Here is a 14149-nt window from a genome sequence, read left to right on the forward strand (position 1 = left end):
ATACTTGCAAAAAATTTTTCATGCACTCAACCACATCAAGCAAGGCTTACTTAATTACCATACTAAACCTGCTTATCTGCTTCCAGTTACCTTCGCAGATAAAAATTAATGAATTGGTTTCATCAAATTCCAATACTCTTATGGATGAAGATGGAGACTATCCTGATTGGGTAGAATTCATCAACACATCTGAAAACACTATCAATCTGGCTACATATTCGTTTACTGATGATATTGAAAATCCAACCAAATGGAATTTCCCGGACATCAATATTCATCCAGATGATTTTCTTGTACTTTTCACATCTGGAAAAAACCGTTTAAAGCAAATTGGTTCATGGCAAACCATCATTAACAAAGGGGCACATTTTAAATACCTTGTCCCCAATAGCGAAATTGGCAACACCTGGAAAGATACTGGTTTCAACGATCAAAACTGGTCGGAAGGAGCCTCCGGATTTGGTTATGGAGACGATGATGATGAAACAATAATTGATCCTGCCATTAGCCTTTATGTAAGAAAAGAGTTTGAAATTTCAAACCTTGAAGAAATATCGGATATAGCTTTCCACATAGACTATGATGATGGTTTTATTGCTTATATCAACAGGATTGAAATTGCAAGAGACAAACTAGGCACTGCTGGTTCTCCCGTTTCCTTTGACACCCCTTGTGATGATTACAGCCATGAGGCACTTATTTATCAAGGAAAACAACCCGACAGTTTTGAAATAGCCAATGTTTCGGAACTACTGAAACAAGGAACAAATGTTTTAGCAATTGAGGTTCACAATCATACAGCAACCTCTTCCGACCTATCCTGCATACCATTTTTATCGCTGGGGTTAAAACCCAAAGGATTGGATATTCCAACAGAATATTTTGAACTCGACAAAATGAACCTTCACACAAACTTTAAGATAAAGAGTCTGGGTGAACCCGTATACCTATTCAACAATTTGCAGATGGTCGATTCTGTTTGTGCAAAATATCTGCCATCTGACATGTCCTATGGCAGAAAACCTGACGGAAGCACAAACTGGCTTTATTTTGCCACCCCAACCCCAATGGCATCCAACACAACCAAAGGGTACAGCACCTTAACTGAAGATTCCGTATTTTTTTCTATGCAAGGGGGCTATTTTTCAAACACCATATCACTTGAGTTATATTCAAAAAATGGAGCAAGCAACAATATATTCTATACAACCGATGGATCAAGCCCCGACATCAACAGCACAAGATATCAGCATCCCATTCAAATAAATACCCATAGTGCTATCAGGGCACGGATCATTGATACAGATAAACTTCCCGGGCCCGTAACAACCAATACTTATATATTCGGACAGCAACATAACTTACCCACTGTTTGTTTATCCACATCGCCTGACAATTTATGGGATTACAATTCGGGAATTTATGCCGATGGCCCGAATATGGAACCCGATTACCCACACTTTGGTGCCAACTATTGGCAAGATTGGGAAAAGCCCGTACATTTTGAGTTTTATGATAAAAATGGAATTAAACAAGTTGACCAACTTGCAGGCTTAAAAATATTTGGCAATTACTCAAGAAGCCATCCCCAAAAATCATTCTCATTATTTGCCCGCAATAAATATGGGAAAGGTGCATTTAAGTATAAATTCTTCACCGATAAAGAAAACAACGAATTTGAGTCTTTAGTTCTACGAAACTCTGGTAGCGATTATTATAAATCACACTTCAGGGATGGATTATTATCTTCATTGGTAAAAGAAATTGATCTTGAATACCAAGGCTTTCAACCTACTGTAGTGTATTTAAACGGCGAGTACTGGGGTATTTTAAATCTAAGAGAAAAAGTAAACGAACATTTTATTTCTGATAACTCATATGTCAAAACAGACAACCTCAACATTTTGGAAATAAATGGACTTGCTATACAAGGCAACAATATGAGATATGAAGAAATGCTAAATTTCATTACTTATAACGATCTGAATACTGAAGACAACTACAAAACAGTTAGTGACATAATTGAAGTTGACAATTTTATCAATTACTTCTTATTCGAAACTTTTATTGCTAACGGTGACTGGCCGGGGAACAATATAAAATACTGGAACACAAACAGCATCAGGAGCAAATACAGGTGGATTGTATTTGATACCGATTTTGGTTTTGGTTTGTTTGGAGATGAGCTGTACAAATACAACTCCATTGCCGATGCCTTAGCCTCTGATAATCCTTCATGGCCTAATCCGCCATGGTCAACATTATTATTTAGAAAACTAACCACAAATGAAGATTTCAAGGAAAAATTTGCTCAAAAAGGATGCGATTATTTAAATACTTATTGGGAATCTTCTAAAGTAATTGATCAGGTCAACACTATTGAAACCCTGATTGATAATGAAATGGAATACCATTGCGAAAGATGGAATTTAGATTATAATGAATGGCATAACGAAGTAGAAAGACTTAGAATCTTTGCTGATGAACGGCCTTTTTATTTCCGCCAGTTTCTTGGTGAAGCCATGGGTTTTGACGAAAACTATTCCATTGAAGTAGAAACTTTCCCCTCCGAGTCCGGAAAAGTTAAAGTAAACTCAATCTATCCCGGCGAATACCCATTCTACGGATCATATTTTGAAAACATCCCGGTGAAACTAAAAGCAATTCCTAATCCTGGTTATAAATTTGCAGGTTGGGAAGGTGATGTGGAAAGCTCCGATACAGAAATTACATACCCAATCAATGATAATTACTTCCACCGGGCTATATTTGAACCTTCGTCTGAAGAAAACCATAAGGTTATCATCAACGAAATTTTCTATAAATCAACCGGAAACTTAAAACCCGGTGATTGGATTGAACTATATAACAACGGAGAAACTACCGTGGATTTAAAGGGATGGACTTTACGTGATGCTAATAAAGATTCTGCATATATTGTTCCTTCTTCGTATTATTTAGCTCCGGGAGATTTCATCGTCTTTTGTAAAGACATTCAAAAATTTAAAACCATTTACCCCAACATAAAAAATGTAATGGGGAATTTTAGTTTTGGTTTAAATGCTGATGGAGACCATATCAGGCTATTTAACCAGAACAACACATTAATTGATGCAGTTGATTACTATCCAACAGGCGTATGGCCTTTAAAATCCTACAACCAAAGTGCTTCAATTGAGTTGTCGCACCCAAGGCTCAATAATGAAAAAGGCGAAAACTGGATGTCTTCAGAAAACGGTGGGACACCAGGAGAGCATAACCAATGGCTCATTGACAATAGCATACATGATATCAAAAACAAGCTGAACGCAAGTTTAAGCTGCGCTCCAAACCCAATTACAAACCATGCTAACATAACATTTCAGATACGCCAGACAGGAAAATATCATCTTGACCTGGTTAATATAAATGGAGCGGTAGTACACCAGCTATCCAGCCAACAGTATAACATTGGCATCCATACTGTTTATATTTCTGAAGACCAGCTGGCTTCTTTAAAAAATGGCGTATACCTGATCAGACTAATGGGCAACAGAGGATTAGAAACAATTAAAATAATAAAAAAACAATAAGTATGAGAAACACACTTACGCTATTAGCTTATATCCTGTTAATATCCTTATACTCCTGCGAAAAAGAAGCTGGAGAAGGAGGAATGGCAACAATCAGAGGAAAGGTAATTATTGAAGATTACAACTTCGATTTCACTATTTTAAGAGACACCTATCCTGCCCAGGCATATGATGTGTACATTATTTATGGAAAAGATGAGTTTTATAGTGATAAAATAGAAACCAGTTATGATGGCTACTATGAATTTAATTATTTAAGGGAAGGAGATTACAAGATATTTGCCTACTCAAAAGATAAAACTTTAGATTATAACGAAACATCAGAACGTATTGCCATCATCAAAGAGGTTTCCATTACTTCAAAAAAGCAAACAGTTCAGGTTGAAGATATTATTGTTGCAAAATAAGAACATAATGAAAAGGTTACTTTTTACATTTTTTACATTATCCTTTTTTGCCAATATTGTTTATGCTCAGCAAGAAGATTTTTCATCCTGGTACAACCTTTCTGTTAATGGGGAATTATTTAAAAAACTTGACTTCTCGATAGAACCGGAGCTGCGTATCTTCGAAAACTCAAGCCAATTAGAGAGTTGGCAAATACAATTCAACCTTTCAACTAAAGTGAAAAAATGGTTGGATGTTGGCTTGGCATACAGGTATCAGGTGGAATATGACGACCCAAGAAAAAACGAACGCATCCACCGCATTGCAGGCTTCTCAAAATTTGGATATAAAACCGGGAAGCTAAGGTGGAGTTACCGGGCTCAAATACAAAGCGAACAAGCAAATATTAATTCTTCGGAAGATGGATATGTGAAGCATATTGAACACAGACATAAAATTGGTGTGAAATACCGAAACAAAAAATGGTTCTGTGAACCTTCAGCTGGTATAGAATATTTTTTCTGTCTGGCACCCACCAAAGACAAAAACAGATGGAAAAACCGCTTATTTGTTACAATTGAAAAGGATATTTCCAAACGTATCTCCGGTACAATATCTTATAAACGCCAGGAAGAATTTAATGTGGCAAATCCAGATATAACTAACATAATACAAGTAGGTATTGAGTACAAACCCAAATGGTTAAAAATAAAATAGTTTTCTACACCGCGGCGCATTTCTGACTCAACCATAAGGAACCCCAAAGGGCTTAAAAAAATAACCACCAGCTGCACCGGTGGTTATTTTTTTGGAAGAATTCTCTTTTAAAACTGAAAACTACTTCTTATGAATTATTATCTAAGGACCAATGGTTCCCTAGGCTGTTTTAATCTTATACCCCACATTTACTTTACCTTTCGATATGGCCGCCAGTTTACCCTTTAAAAACCTTCTTTTAAGCGGAGAAAGATGATCTGTAAACACTTTGCCTTCCAAATGGTCATACTCATGTTGAACCACACGGGCTACAAAACCTTCCAACACCTCTTCAATTACCTCAAAATTTTCATCCTCATATTCAATCTTGATCTTGGTTGGTCGCTTTACATCCTCCCTGATTCCCGGTAAGCTCAAGCATCCTTCTGACTCCACGCATTCATCCTCCCCATATTCAGTAATAACCGGATTGATCAACACCCGTTTAAAATCTTTACATTCAGGATATTCATCAGATAATACATCAGCATCAATAACTGCCAAACGAATTGGTTTTCCGATTTGCGGAGCAGCCAAACCCACCCCGTCAGACTTGTACATAGTTTGCCACATGTCATCAAGCAGTTCTTTTAATCCATTGTAATCCTCATCTATTTCTTCAGCCTCCCTTCGTAAAACCGGGTGACCATATAGTACAACTGGTAATATCATATTTTAAAATCTCTTTTTTGTTCCAGATATGTCTGCAAAATAATTGTAGCGCTTATTTTATCAACCAAAGCCTTATCCTGACGGGCTTTTTTCTTTAAACCTCCGTCAATCATGGCCTGAAAGGCAATTTTTGATGTAAAACGTTCATCTACCCATTCAACATTCAAGTGTGGAAATTTGTTTCGTAAACGATTATAAAAAGGTTTTATATACTTCATAGATTCAGATTCCTCACCTGAAACCTGTTTGGGATACCCCAAAACAATGAGTTCTACATCCTCAGATGCAAAATATTTTTCTAAAAAATCAATTAAAGTATGCGATGGCACTGTATCTAACCCATTTGCAACAATTTGCAAAGGATCTGTTACTGCAATCCCTGATTTTTTTCTACCGTAATCTATCGCTAAAATTCTTCCCACATAAAAACATTTAGTGGCGCAAAAATAGTGGTTTTAAACCAAATAACCTTGTTTTATAATTGTTTAGTTGTTCTCTAACTACATGGAGCGCTATCCTTTTTCCATCAATAACAATAGTTCATTAGTTTTTAGTCATTGATCATTGTTATTTGCCTCCTAGCTCAATCCTCTTTTAAAATTAAAAGTTGTAGAAGGCTGCAACTGTTCTGATGCCTTGAATTTTTTAAACAGCTTCACAGGCAGGTGTTTCGATGGAGATTCCGTTCTCAGGTCAAAAAGAAACCTAAAAAAACCATCATTTAATAAGGTTTTGGAATATTGCATTAAGGCTACAGGCGTTTTAGAATACACTGAAGTCATTCCATTCCGCACAAAGCGCTTAAATTCCTTATCTGTATTATCCTTAAACTCATCCTCCTTATCATATACATCAACCGGCATACGGGCAAAAAACAATTCCGGATTGGCGTACATCGGAACTATTCCATCCCTTGAAGTTCCTTTCTTTAAATTTTCGTAATCATTCTCAACCGGATAAGTAACCTGTTTAACTCCTAATGACTTTATACCACGTATCGCGGCATCGTTATATATATAAACCCGCTCGTTTGTAACTACATTTACCCCTTTAGGGAAAAGCTCAATCTGCGACAAATGACTCACCACAAAATTCTTTAATCCTTTTCGGATTAACCACTTGATATTCTGCTGCATCTGTTTTAAATGGTTTTCAGAAATAAATCCGGGTATTTCAATATAAAACCTCTGTAAATTCTTCTTAAAAAACGGGCTGTCAAACGGGATATTGCGCCACTCTTGCTTTGGTAAATCAAGGAAAATCCCCTTAAAATCGTCCACCCTCAGCTTACGCAACCACTCAAGGTTATCGATGCGCACAAAAAATTCAGGTCGAGAACTTTGTTGGTTTTTAATTTGTATATCCTGACGTATCTTTCGTTTATAGGCACCACTAATTGGTTTGGTATTTTCCTTTTTGAGCACCTCAAACTTGCTGGAGAAATTTTTCGATGGCAGTCCAATCAAATAAACATCATTGCCCTTGACAATCTGCTTATCGGTTATGATTTCCACTCCAGCCTCACTATCTACAAATTCCTTTACCTTTACAGAAACAGAATCTCCGACTTTATTCACCACCCTCAACTGCTGACCTTTTTCGAATTGATGCTGGGTTGAAACAACAAAACCACAAGCAGACAAGGCATTTACTCTTCCAACATAAACTCCATTATTGGTTTTTTCTGAAATGGAACCTCTTACCTTACCTCCCATAAAATAATCGGTTTTTTCTCTTCCAAAATCCCATTTGAGCATCTCTTCTGCTTCCTCAATTTTCGAGTGGTCATCAATGGCCATTCGATATGCCTGGGCTACCCTATAAACATATGCAGCCGACTTCATCCTTCCTTCTATTTTTAATGAAGCTACCTTTATTTTGGCAAAATCCGGCACCAGCGATATTTGCTGGTTATCTTTTAATGAAAAAATAGCATGTTCCTTTCCTGCATCATTAAATACCCGTCGGCAAGGCTGTGTACACTGTCCCCTATTGGCTCCTTTCCCTCCAAGGTAGCTACTAAATAAGCACAACCCTGAAAAAGAATAACACAACGCCCCATGAACAAAGATCTCCACTTCGCTTTGTGAGTTTTGCATGATGGTCTCTAATTCTGGATGTGTTAATTCTCGTGCCATTATAACACGTTCAATACCATTTTTCTTTGAAAAGTTTGCTCCCATCGAATTATGGTTAGCCATTTGAGTACTGGCATGAATGGTTAGCTTTGGGAAAAACTTTTTTGCCAGATACCAAACTCCCCAATCCTGGATAATTACTGCATTCACCTTTGTCTGCGACAAAAAATTAAGCACATCCAACAGTTCCGGGATCTCAGCATTTTTAATTACAGTATTTAGGGTAACATAAATTTTAACACCTTTTTTGCCTGCAACATCCAGCATGGTAACCAATTGGGCATTTGAAAAATTAACAGCCCTCCCACGCGCATTAAACTGCTTCAGTCCTAAAAAAATAGCATCAGCACCTCCTTCAATGGCAGCATGAAAAGCCTCAATATTCCCTGCAGGAATCAACAACTCCGGTTTAAAATCCATATCCTTATCCTAAATAAATTAATCAGTTGCAAAAGTAGAAAAATAAAGTCAGGGACAATATTTAATTGTCCGGGGAAGTTAAAACAATTCGGGGGAATGTAATTCACTAAAATAGCTTAACAAATTTCACAAATTTCTTAGAAGAGTTCACTTAACAAGTCAAATCCTGTTTTACAAAACAAACCCTTTCATTTTATAAACCACATAACCAACCCATTCCCTAAACAAGCGCTCCCACATGGCTAAAGTTCCGGCTGATGGGGTAATGGCATCAGCAAAATCCGGAGGCAAATAGCTTTGTAATGCATCTGTTTTAAAGGAATCCACATTAATCCCTTCTTTTTTAAAACACCCCAATGCCCTTTTCATATGAAAACCTGATGTTACCAAAAGAAACTTACCATTTTCAATCCCATGGGCACATAACATCTTTTTAGTTTCCACTGCATTTTCATGGGTATTCCTTGATTGCCATTCCACTAACAGACTATCATTGGGGATTCCCATCAGATGCAAATAACCTTTCAAAAACTCCCCTTCCATTCTTTCTTTTACAATAATACGGGCAGATCCCCCACTAAACACAAACCAATCCGCTTTACCCTGTTTATATAAAGACAAAGCCTGGTTCATCCGGTCGGTACTTTGTGTAAACTGAATCCGGTCAGATTGAGATCGGTAATTTGAAAAACCTCCTAGCAAAATTATTCCATCATAGTGATCAACTTTCTCTGTTCGCTCCAATTCACCTTCCCACCATCCGCTCACGTAGTAAAAAAGCAATTGATTAGAAAAAATCATCAGTATCAATAAAGATGAAATCAAACAGAACTTCCGCTTTTTATTTTTGCTAAAAACGAAATACAATACCATTAAAATTACAACCCACCAAATAGGAGATAGCAAAAAAGATAAAACCTTGGATAAAATGAAAAACATTCAACATTATTTAAATGACGCAAAAAATCGAACTGAACGCGAAAAATACAAAGAACATTTGATATATTTATCTTTACAAAAAATTCACAAATATGCATTTTAAAGAGTTAATGAAATCTCGCTACGCCGTACGGGAATACTTCGAGAATAAAGTAGACAGAACCTTACTAAAAGAAGTTGTAAATGCCGGCAGGCTTGCACCCTCGGCGGCCAACAGACAACCTTGGCAATTTGTGGTAGTTGATGATGATGTATTGTTGGCTAAACTGAAGGATTCGTATCAGCGTGAATGGTTTGGTAAAGTACCAAATCTTATCATCATCTACGGAAACCATGAAGAATCATGGAAAAGGCCGTATGACAACAAAGACCACTGCGACATTGACGTTGCTATTGCTGTTGACCATATGACCCTAATGGCAACTGAACTAGGGCTGGGAACATGTTGGGTTTGTCATTTTGATAAAGATATAATCAATAGTGTTATCGAAAACAAAAAAGGATTTGAACCAATTGCGATATTAACCATTGGATATCCGGTAGACAACACAGCACCAATAAAAAAACGAAAAAACCTTGATGAAGTGTTAAGTTTTAATGGACTTTAACAACAAAAGAGAAGAGCTATTTCTGCCTTGCAAGCAATTTGTAAGTTGGGGGCAAAATAATTTTGGTCTCTCTCCTGATACAAATTATTTTGATAGCAATTCATATAATTGCAACGATTCGCACTAAAGACAAAGCTGCCCATGGTTATAAGCAATATAAACTACCTAAAACTATAACCTAACCCAAAATTAAAAGTATTATAACCACCCAAAGAATAATCCGCAAAAATATCAAAGAACTTCACCTTAATATTAACACCAAAGTTGACATCTATCTGTGAAAAATCATAACTAACTAAAACCGGGTCTTTTTGTATATCCTGGTCAGCAATACTACCAACATAATAATTTCCTTTTAAAGCATATTCAACAGTTGAGGCGCCATAGCCAACTCCGGCAAACGCAGAAAAAAAGCGCATATCCATTCCCACGAGCAGCCTGCCTGTATATCCTGATGTTTCTCCCTGCAGAACCTGCCCCACTACATCATTCCCCGATTGAATTACCTCCACATCATTTTTCATAATGCCATATCCACCCATCATAGCCAAAGAAAGCATGGGTATTTCACTTAATCCGGGTATATATTCTTTAATACTATGCTTTATTGAAGCACCATATTTTGAGGTTTTCCCTAAATCATCATTATCAAATTCAGGAAGGATATTAAACCTAAGTTCTGTTCTGTACGGTAAGCCTACACCCAAAGACAGCATTGGAATAGTTATTTTCTGAAGCCCACTTCCATTGGGCATATCCAATTCTTCTCCACTTCCTGCTCTTTTAATTTGCGGCAGATCCGGAGTGGTTCCGGAAACATTGGGAGAAATAGGGTTGGCACTAACAATATAACCATCCTCAAAACCCGGCATGTCTGTTACGTAAAATCCTTTTTTAATATCGCTCATATTGGTTGATGCCATTGATAACGAGAGGTCAAAACCTAAAAAGCGATGTGGTTTTACTGTGTGATACCACCCCGAATTAAGGTTGCCATTTTGCATTTTTGCCAAGGGCTGCAAGTACTGTTCCATCATCCACACCTGATGTTCGGAATTAGAAAACTGCAGGAATTTCACCACCTCTTTTTGCGCTTTCAACTGAAAAGAAAGCACAAAAACCAATGTTAGTAATATTGTGTTGCGTATCATGTGTGCTCTAATTATTATTTATTTTGATATAAGGCTAATAGCTTCACGAACAGAAATCCGGTCTGTATTTTTGTATGCCACAACATAACCTTTAACTTGTGATTCTGCCAGGGCTTTTTTGGCTGCAGGGTAAGAATCAAACTTACCCAGACTATACCTGTACCATCCATCGCCCTGGTTTTCAACAACAGGGAGGCTCCCTTTATAAATTGTTCTGATTTTAGAATCCGACACCGGCTTTTTATCTGCCAAAATCTGAACTGTAAAATAAACCGCTTTCTTTGGCTCTACTGTTTTTTCTTCTTGCTTAACATCATCCTTTTCAATGACAGCAATTATAGTTTCCGGTTCTGCCTGAACCACCTCTTCCTCATCCTTCTTTTCAACTACTACGGGCACTATTCCATCCCTTACCTCTTCCTTTTCTTTATCAACAGACTGTACTACCAGTTTTATTACATCTGGCTGCACATTCTCCTCAATATCATACTGCCTGTTTTTTAAACGTAGCAAGGCTTTTTCGCAAAGCAAAACAGCCGATTGAAGATTAACATTTGATTTATGAACTGCATTGGCTGCAATAATCAAATTGCCTTTTACGCCACTTTTATCACTATAAAAATTTGCATCTGAAATATAAATATCTATCGAATCGTTTAGGGCATGTACCGTTTTAAACTTACCCAGGGTATCTATTTTAGTATAGTGATCCAGATACTTTTTATAAATCTCTAGTTTTGATCCAAAGCCGGTAGCAAAATACTCCTTGGTTTCCATCAACAGGCGACCAAACTTCTTGTCTACAACCAGATTTTGAGACAGGCTAAGGTAATTCACCTCTTCTTTTACAATCGTATCGGTAAGGTTTCTTAACTGGTGTGAAAACAATATCTGCTCCCCCTGATCGATTCTTAATTCAGCTTTTTTAATCTTTGATAATTCATTTGTGCTCAACCAACTTTTTAACTCATCTGAAATACCCTGAGAAAAGCAAAAACATGTATTTGTCAATAAAACTACAATTAATAATAATCTGGAAGGCTTCATAAAAATACGGCTTAAAAATCCAATCGTAAAAAATATGAAAAATAAAAGAGGTAGCCAAAATAACTCCTATGAGTTTTATTCAACTACCTCTATAAATATTGTAAAAAATATTTTCTATCTAAAGTTTATGCCAATCCCTGCTGTAATGGCACTATAATCACCTACTGTATAATCGGCATGCAATCCAATAACACCTAACCTGATGCGCAAACCGGCATTAAAATCCAATGCTCCTGTTGAATAGCTTAATGTAAATGGCTCCATTTCACTATTTGCAAATTCTCCGCTTATATCAAAGTCACTTGAAGCATTGCCATAACCAGCACCTACAAAAAAGGCTATTACCGGAAAATTAGCACCAACTAACAACCTGGTTGTATATGCTGATGCACCAATTTCTATTTCTCCATCTGTTACAACATCAGTAACATTATTCATACTTGCCGATCCAGAAAAATTTGTATAGGCTGCCAATACCGACATATTCAGAAAAGGAACATGTTTGATACCCGGGATATAATCTTTTACCTCTTTCTGTACTCCCAATCCCCATAACGACAACTTACCAACATCTCCATACTTTAGTTCTGGAGAAAAACGGCCTTTTATCTCCAACCCATACGGCAAACCAACTCCTACTGTTACCATAGGCAAGGGCATATAATCCGTACCTGATCCATTTGGTAAGGTAAAATCACTTACTCCACCAGGAGTTATATCATCATTATGACGCAAAATTGGACGTTCAGAAGATTTTCCTGCAAGTGTAGGTGCGATACTTGTCTGCGAATTTGGAGATAATGAAAAACTCTCAAGATTCACATCATTTACATCAAACGTTTTGGCACTGGATGGTGCTTTTGTGTAAGATCCGGTAAAAGTAATATCAAAACCCAAAAGCTTGTGTGTTTTTGCAGAGGTATACCAACCTGTATTCAAACTGGTTCCCAACATTTCACCATAAGGTTTTAGATAAGGATCTGCCAATGCTTTGGCGTCATGCATCCCTGCTTCAAAAATACTTCCAATATTAAATTGCGAAAACATTGAAACAGAACTCATGCACAATATAAGTGCAATAATAATTTTCTTCATTGTGTATGTGATTTAAGATTAATTTTCCAATAACTACAACTATTCCTCTGCCATCAACTCCAAAGCTTTCCTTGTTGAAATCCTGACATCATTGTGATAGGCCACTACATAACCGTTTGCACCCGATTCCGACAAAGCTTGCTTTGCCTTATCGATATCTGCAAACTTTCCGAAACTATATCGGAACCATCCCTCTCCTTCATGTTTAATAATTTCATGTGAACCTCCATACAAAGAAGCTATCTTTTCTTTGGGAACAGGATTTTTGTCGGCTAAAAACTGGACAGTAAAATATGTAGAAAAATTCTCTTCTGCTGGTTCCTCAATTGGTTCTTCTTCCAACATCTCTTCAACAGGGCTTGATATTTCTACTGGAGTTGCAGTTTCCATTCCGGCAACCTCAGGTGTTTCAACTATGGGTGCTTCATTTAAAGTATCTTTTTCTGCAAGATAAAGGGTATCCTTAATTTCCGGGATCACACTCAAAGTATCCAGAGAAACAAAAGCTATTGAATCCTGTACAACATCAGGTATGCTATCTACCACCAACTCAGCCACAACAGGCACCGGCAGAACCTGAGCAACAGTATCTGTTGGTTGCTGAACCGTATCAACTGCTACTGCCACTTCTTCAACCTCTTCAACTACCCGGACACCTTCCAATATACCAACTAATTTTTCGATGGCCTTACCTTCCTCTTCATTGGCTTTATACAAATACTCTACTCCTTTATCCACATTGCTCTGTCCGTTTGATTTGCGACGCCATTTTCTTCCTATCTTATACAAATCCCTGGCTACCTCCCCCTTCGAAACCGCTCCTTCATTCAAGCCGCCACTTTTAATCTCTCTTTTTACAACACCTTCGTAAGTTTTATACTTTTTACCATATCCGTCTTTATAGTACGAAGATGACTTGATAATAATTTTATTGGCCTTGGTCTCCAATTTCTGGATTTTGCGTACACGTACCGAACCATCATTTTTAAGGTTTTCCACTTGTGTAGTATACTTATCCGCCTTAGACACAACGGCATCTGCCTTTTTTAATTTCTTGTCGGAATTTGCAATCTTTTTAAAGTCGACTTCATTAAGTGCTTCTTGCGAAATAACGTTTTGTACAATACAAATAGCAATACAGGTTAGGATAGTTTTTAACAGCTTACTGTACATGTTGTGTGTTTTTAATTAATTATCACGGCTTGTTTATTTAACCTTTTACTATAATTATGTTACAAGGTTTCAATTTTGTTTTTATCAGAACAAATAAGCTTGTGCATCGAATACAAACTTTTGTTCTTATAATAAGAACACTCAGCCCTGATTCTCACTTATTACATTTTTAAAAACTCCAACATTCGTCG

Annotated in this window: 12 protein-coding genes; 4 read left to right on the forward strand and 8 right to left on the reverse strand. The window is 37.0% G+C overall.

What is annotated here, in order from left to right; translation table 11 throughout:
- Nucleotides 1-20 precede the first annotated feature (20 nt).
- From OM074_RS01005 to OM074_RS01015, 3 genes are read left to right on the forward strand one after another with little or no spacing between them, the layout of a single operon-like run.
- A complete protein-coding gene (locus OM074_RS01005) occupies nucleotides 21-3572 on the forward strand; it encodes a CotH kinase family protein (protein ID WP_301197401.1) in 3552 nt (1183 codons plus the stop codon).
- A gap of 2 nt (nucleotides 3573-3574) precedes the next feature.
- Nucleotides 3575-3979, forward strand: a complete 405-nt coding sequence (locus OM074_RS01010) for a hypothetical protein (protein WP_301197402.1) — start codon at nucleotides 3575-3577, stop codon at nucleotides 3977-3979.
- A 7-nt stretch (nucleotides 3980-3986) separates the two neighbouring features.
- Nucleotides 3987-4676: a DUF2490 domain-containing protein gene (locus OM074_RS01015; RefSeq protein WP_301197403.1), complete on the forward strand. Its 690-nt coding sequence runs from the start codon at nucleotides 3987-3989 to the stop codon at nucleotides 4674-4676.
- 159 nt (nucleotides 4677-4835) lie between these two features.
- Here OM074_RS01015 and def read toward each other — a convergent pair whose 3' ends face one another.
- The 4 genes from def to OM074_RS01035 form a co-directional block, all read right to left on the reverse strand.
- Nucleotides 4836-5387, reverse strand: a complete 552-nt coding sequence (def, locus tag OM074_RS01020) for a peptide deformylase (protein ID WP_301197404.1) — start codon at nucleotides 5385-5387, stop codon at nucleotides 4836-4838.
- Entirely contained in the window at nucleotides 5384-5809 is a 426-nt protein-coding gene (gene ruvX, locus OM074_RS01025; RefSeq protein ID WP_301197405.1) for a Holliday junction resolvase RuvX, read from the reverse strand. The genes def and ruvX overlap by 4 nt, the downstream gene beginning before the upstream one ends.
- A gap of 156 nt (nucleotides 5810-5965) precedes the next feature.
- Nucleotides 5966-7945: a peptidase U32 family protein gene (locus OM074_RS01030; protein WP_301197406.1), complete on the reverse strand. Its 1980-nt coding sequence runs from the start codon at nucleotides 7943-7945 to the stop codon at nucleotides 5966-5968.
- Between the two features lie 171 nt (nucleotides 7946-8116).
- Nucleotides 8117-8746 carry a YdcF family protein gene (locus OM074_RS01035; protein ID WP_301197407.1) on the reverse strand — a complete coding sequence of 210 codons (630 nt, stop codon included), beginning with the start codon at nucleotides 8744-8746 and terminating at the stop codon, nucleotides 8117-8119.
- A 230-nt stretch (nucleotides 8747-8976) separates the two neighbouring features.
- Here OM074_RS01035 and OM074_RS01040 point away from each other — a divergent pair, with 230 nt between their 5' ends.
- Entirely contained in the window at nucleotides 8977-9492 is a 516-nt protein-coding gene (locus tag OM074_RS01040; protein WP_301197408.1) for a nitroreductase family protein, read from the forward strand.
- 161 nt (nucleotides 9493-9653) lie between these two features.
- On the opposite strand, the gene OM074_RS01045 is transcribed toward OM074_RS01040, so the two are convergent.
- From OM074_RS01045 to OM074_RS01060, 4 genes are all read right to left on the reverse strand, one after another.
- A complete protein-coding gene (locus tag OM074_RS01045) occupies nucleotides 9654-10643 on the reverse strand; it encodes a DUF6588 family protein (RefSeq protein WP_301197409.1) in 990 nt (329 codons plus the stop codon).
- Between the two features lie 18 nt (nucleotides 10644-10661).
- Nucleotides 10662-11690, reverse strand: coding sequence for an SPOR domain-containing protein (locus tag OM074_RS01050; RefSeq protein ID WP_301197410.1), 1029 nt, complete (start codon nucleotides 11688-11690; stop codon nucleotides 10662-10664).
- A 114-nt stretch (nucleotides 11691-11804) separates the two neighbouring features.
- Nucleotides 11805-12785 (reverse strand): DUF6588 family protein, encoded by a 981-nt coding sequence (locus OM074_RS01055; protein WP_301197411.1) that lies wholly within the window; start codon nucleotides 12783-12785, stop codon nucleotides 11805-11807.
- 39 nt (nucleotides 12786-12824) lie between these two features.
- Complete coding sequence (locus tag OM074_RS01060; protein WP_301197412.1) at nucleotides 12825-13958, reverse strand: hypothetical protein; 1134 nt, start codon at nucleotides 13956-13958, stop codon at nucleotides 12825-12827.
- Nucleotides 13959-14149: the final 191 nt, after the last annotated feature.

The sequence above is a fragment of the Plebeiibacterium marinum genome (genome assembly GCF_026013615.1).
GTDB classification, from domain to species: Bacteria; Bacteroidota; Bacteroidia; order Bacteroidales; family Marinilabiliaceae; genus Saccharicrinis; species Saccharicrinis marinus_A.

What these genes read in the sequence shown, in the direction of transcription:
- OM074_RS01040 (WP_301197408.1), top strand. Translation starts at nt 8,977, where the DNA reads ATGCATTTTAAAGAGTTAATGAAATCTCGCTACGCCGTACGGGAATAC.
- OM074_RS01015 (WP_301197403.1), top strand. Translation starts at nt 3,987, where the DNA reads ATGAAAAGGTTACTTTTTACATTTTTTACATTATCCTTTTTTGCCAAT.
- OM074_RS01045 (WP_301197409.1), bottom strand. Translation starts at nt 10,643, where the DNA reads ATGATACGCAACACAATATTACTAACATTGGTTTTTGTGCTTTCTTTT.
- OM074_RS01030 (WP_301197406.1), bottom strand. Translation starts at nt 7,945, where the DNA reads ATGGATTTTAAACCGGAGTTGTTGATTCCTGCAGGGAATATTGAGGCT.
- def (WP_301197404.1), bottom strand. Translation starts at nt 5,387, where the DNA reads ATGATATTACCAGTTGTACTATATGGTCACCCGGTTTTACGAAGGGAG.
- OM074_RS01005 (WP_301197401.1), top strand. Translation starts at nt 21, where the DNA reads ATGCACTCAACCACATCAAGCAAGGCTTACTTAATTACCATACTAAAC.
- OM074_RS01035 (WP_301197407.1), bottom strand. Translation starts at nt 8,746, where the DNA reads ATGATTTTTTCTAATCAATTGCTTTTTTACTACGTGAGCGGATGGTGG.
- OM074_RS01050 (WP_301197410.1), bottom strand. Translation starts at nt 11,690, where the DNA reads ATGAAGCCTTCCAGATTATTATTAATTGTAGTTTTATTGACAAATACA.
- OM074_RS01010 (WP_301197402.1), top strand. Translation starts at nt 3,575, where the DNA reads ATGAGAAACACACTTACGCTATTAGCTTATATCCTGTTAATATCCTTA.
- OM074_RS01060 (WP_301197412.1), bottom strand. Translation starts at nt 13,958, where the DNA reads ATGTACAGTAAGCTGTTAAAAACTATCCTAACCTGTATTGCTATTTGT.
- OM074_RS01055 (WP_301197411.1), bottom strand. Translation starts at nt 12,785, where the DNA reads ATGAAGAAAATTATTATTGCACTTATATTGTGCATGAGTTCTGTTTCA.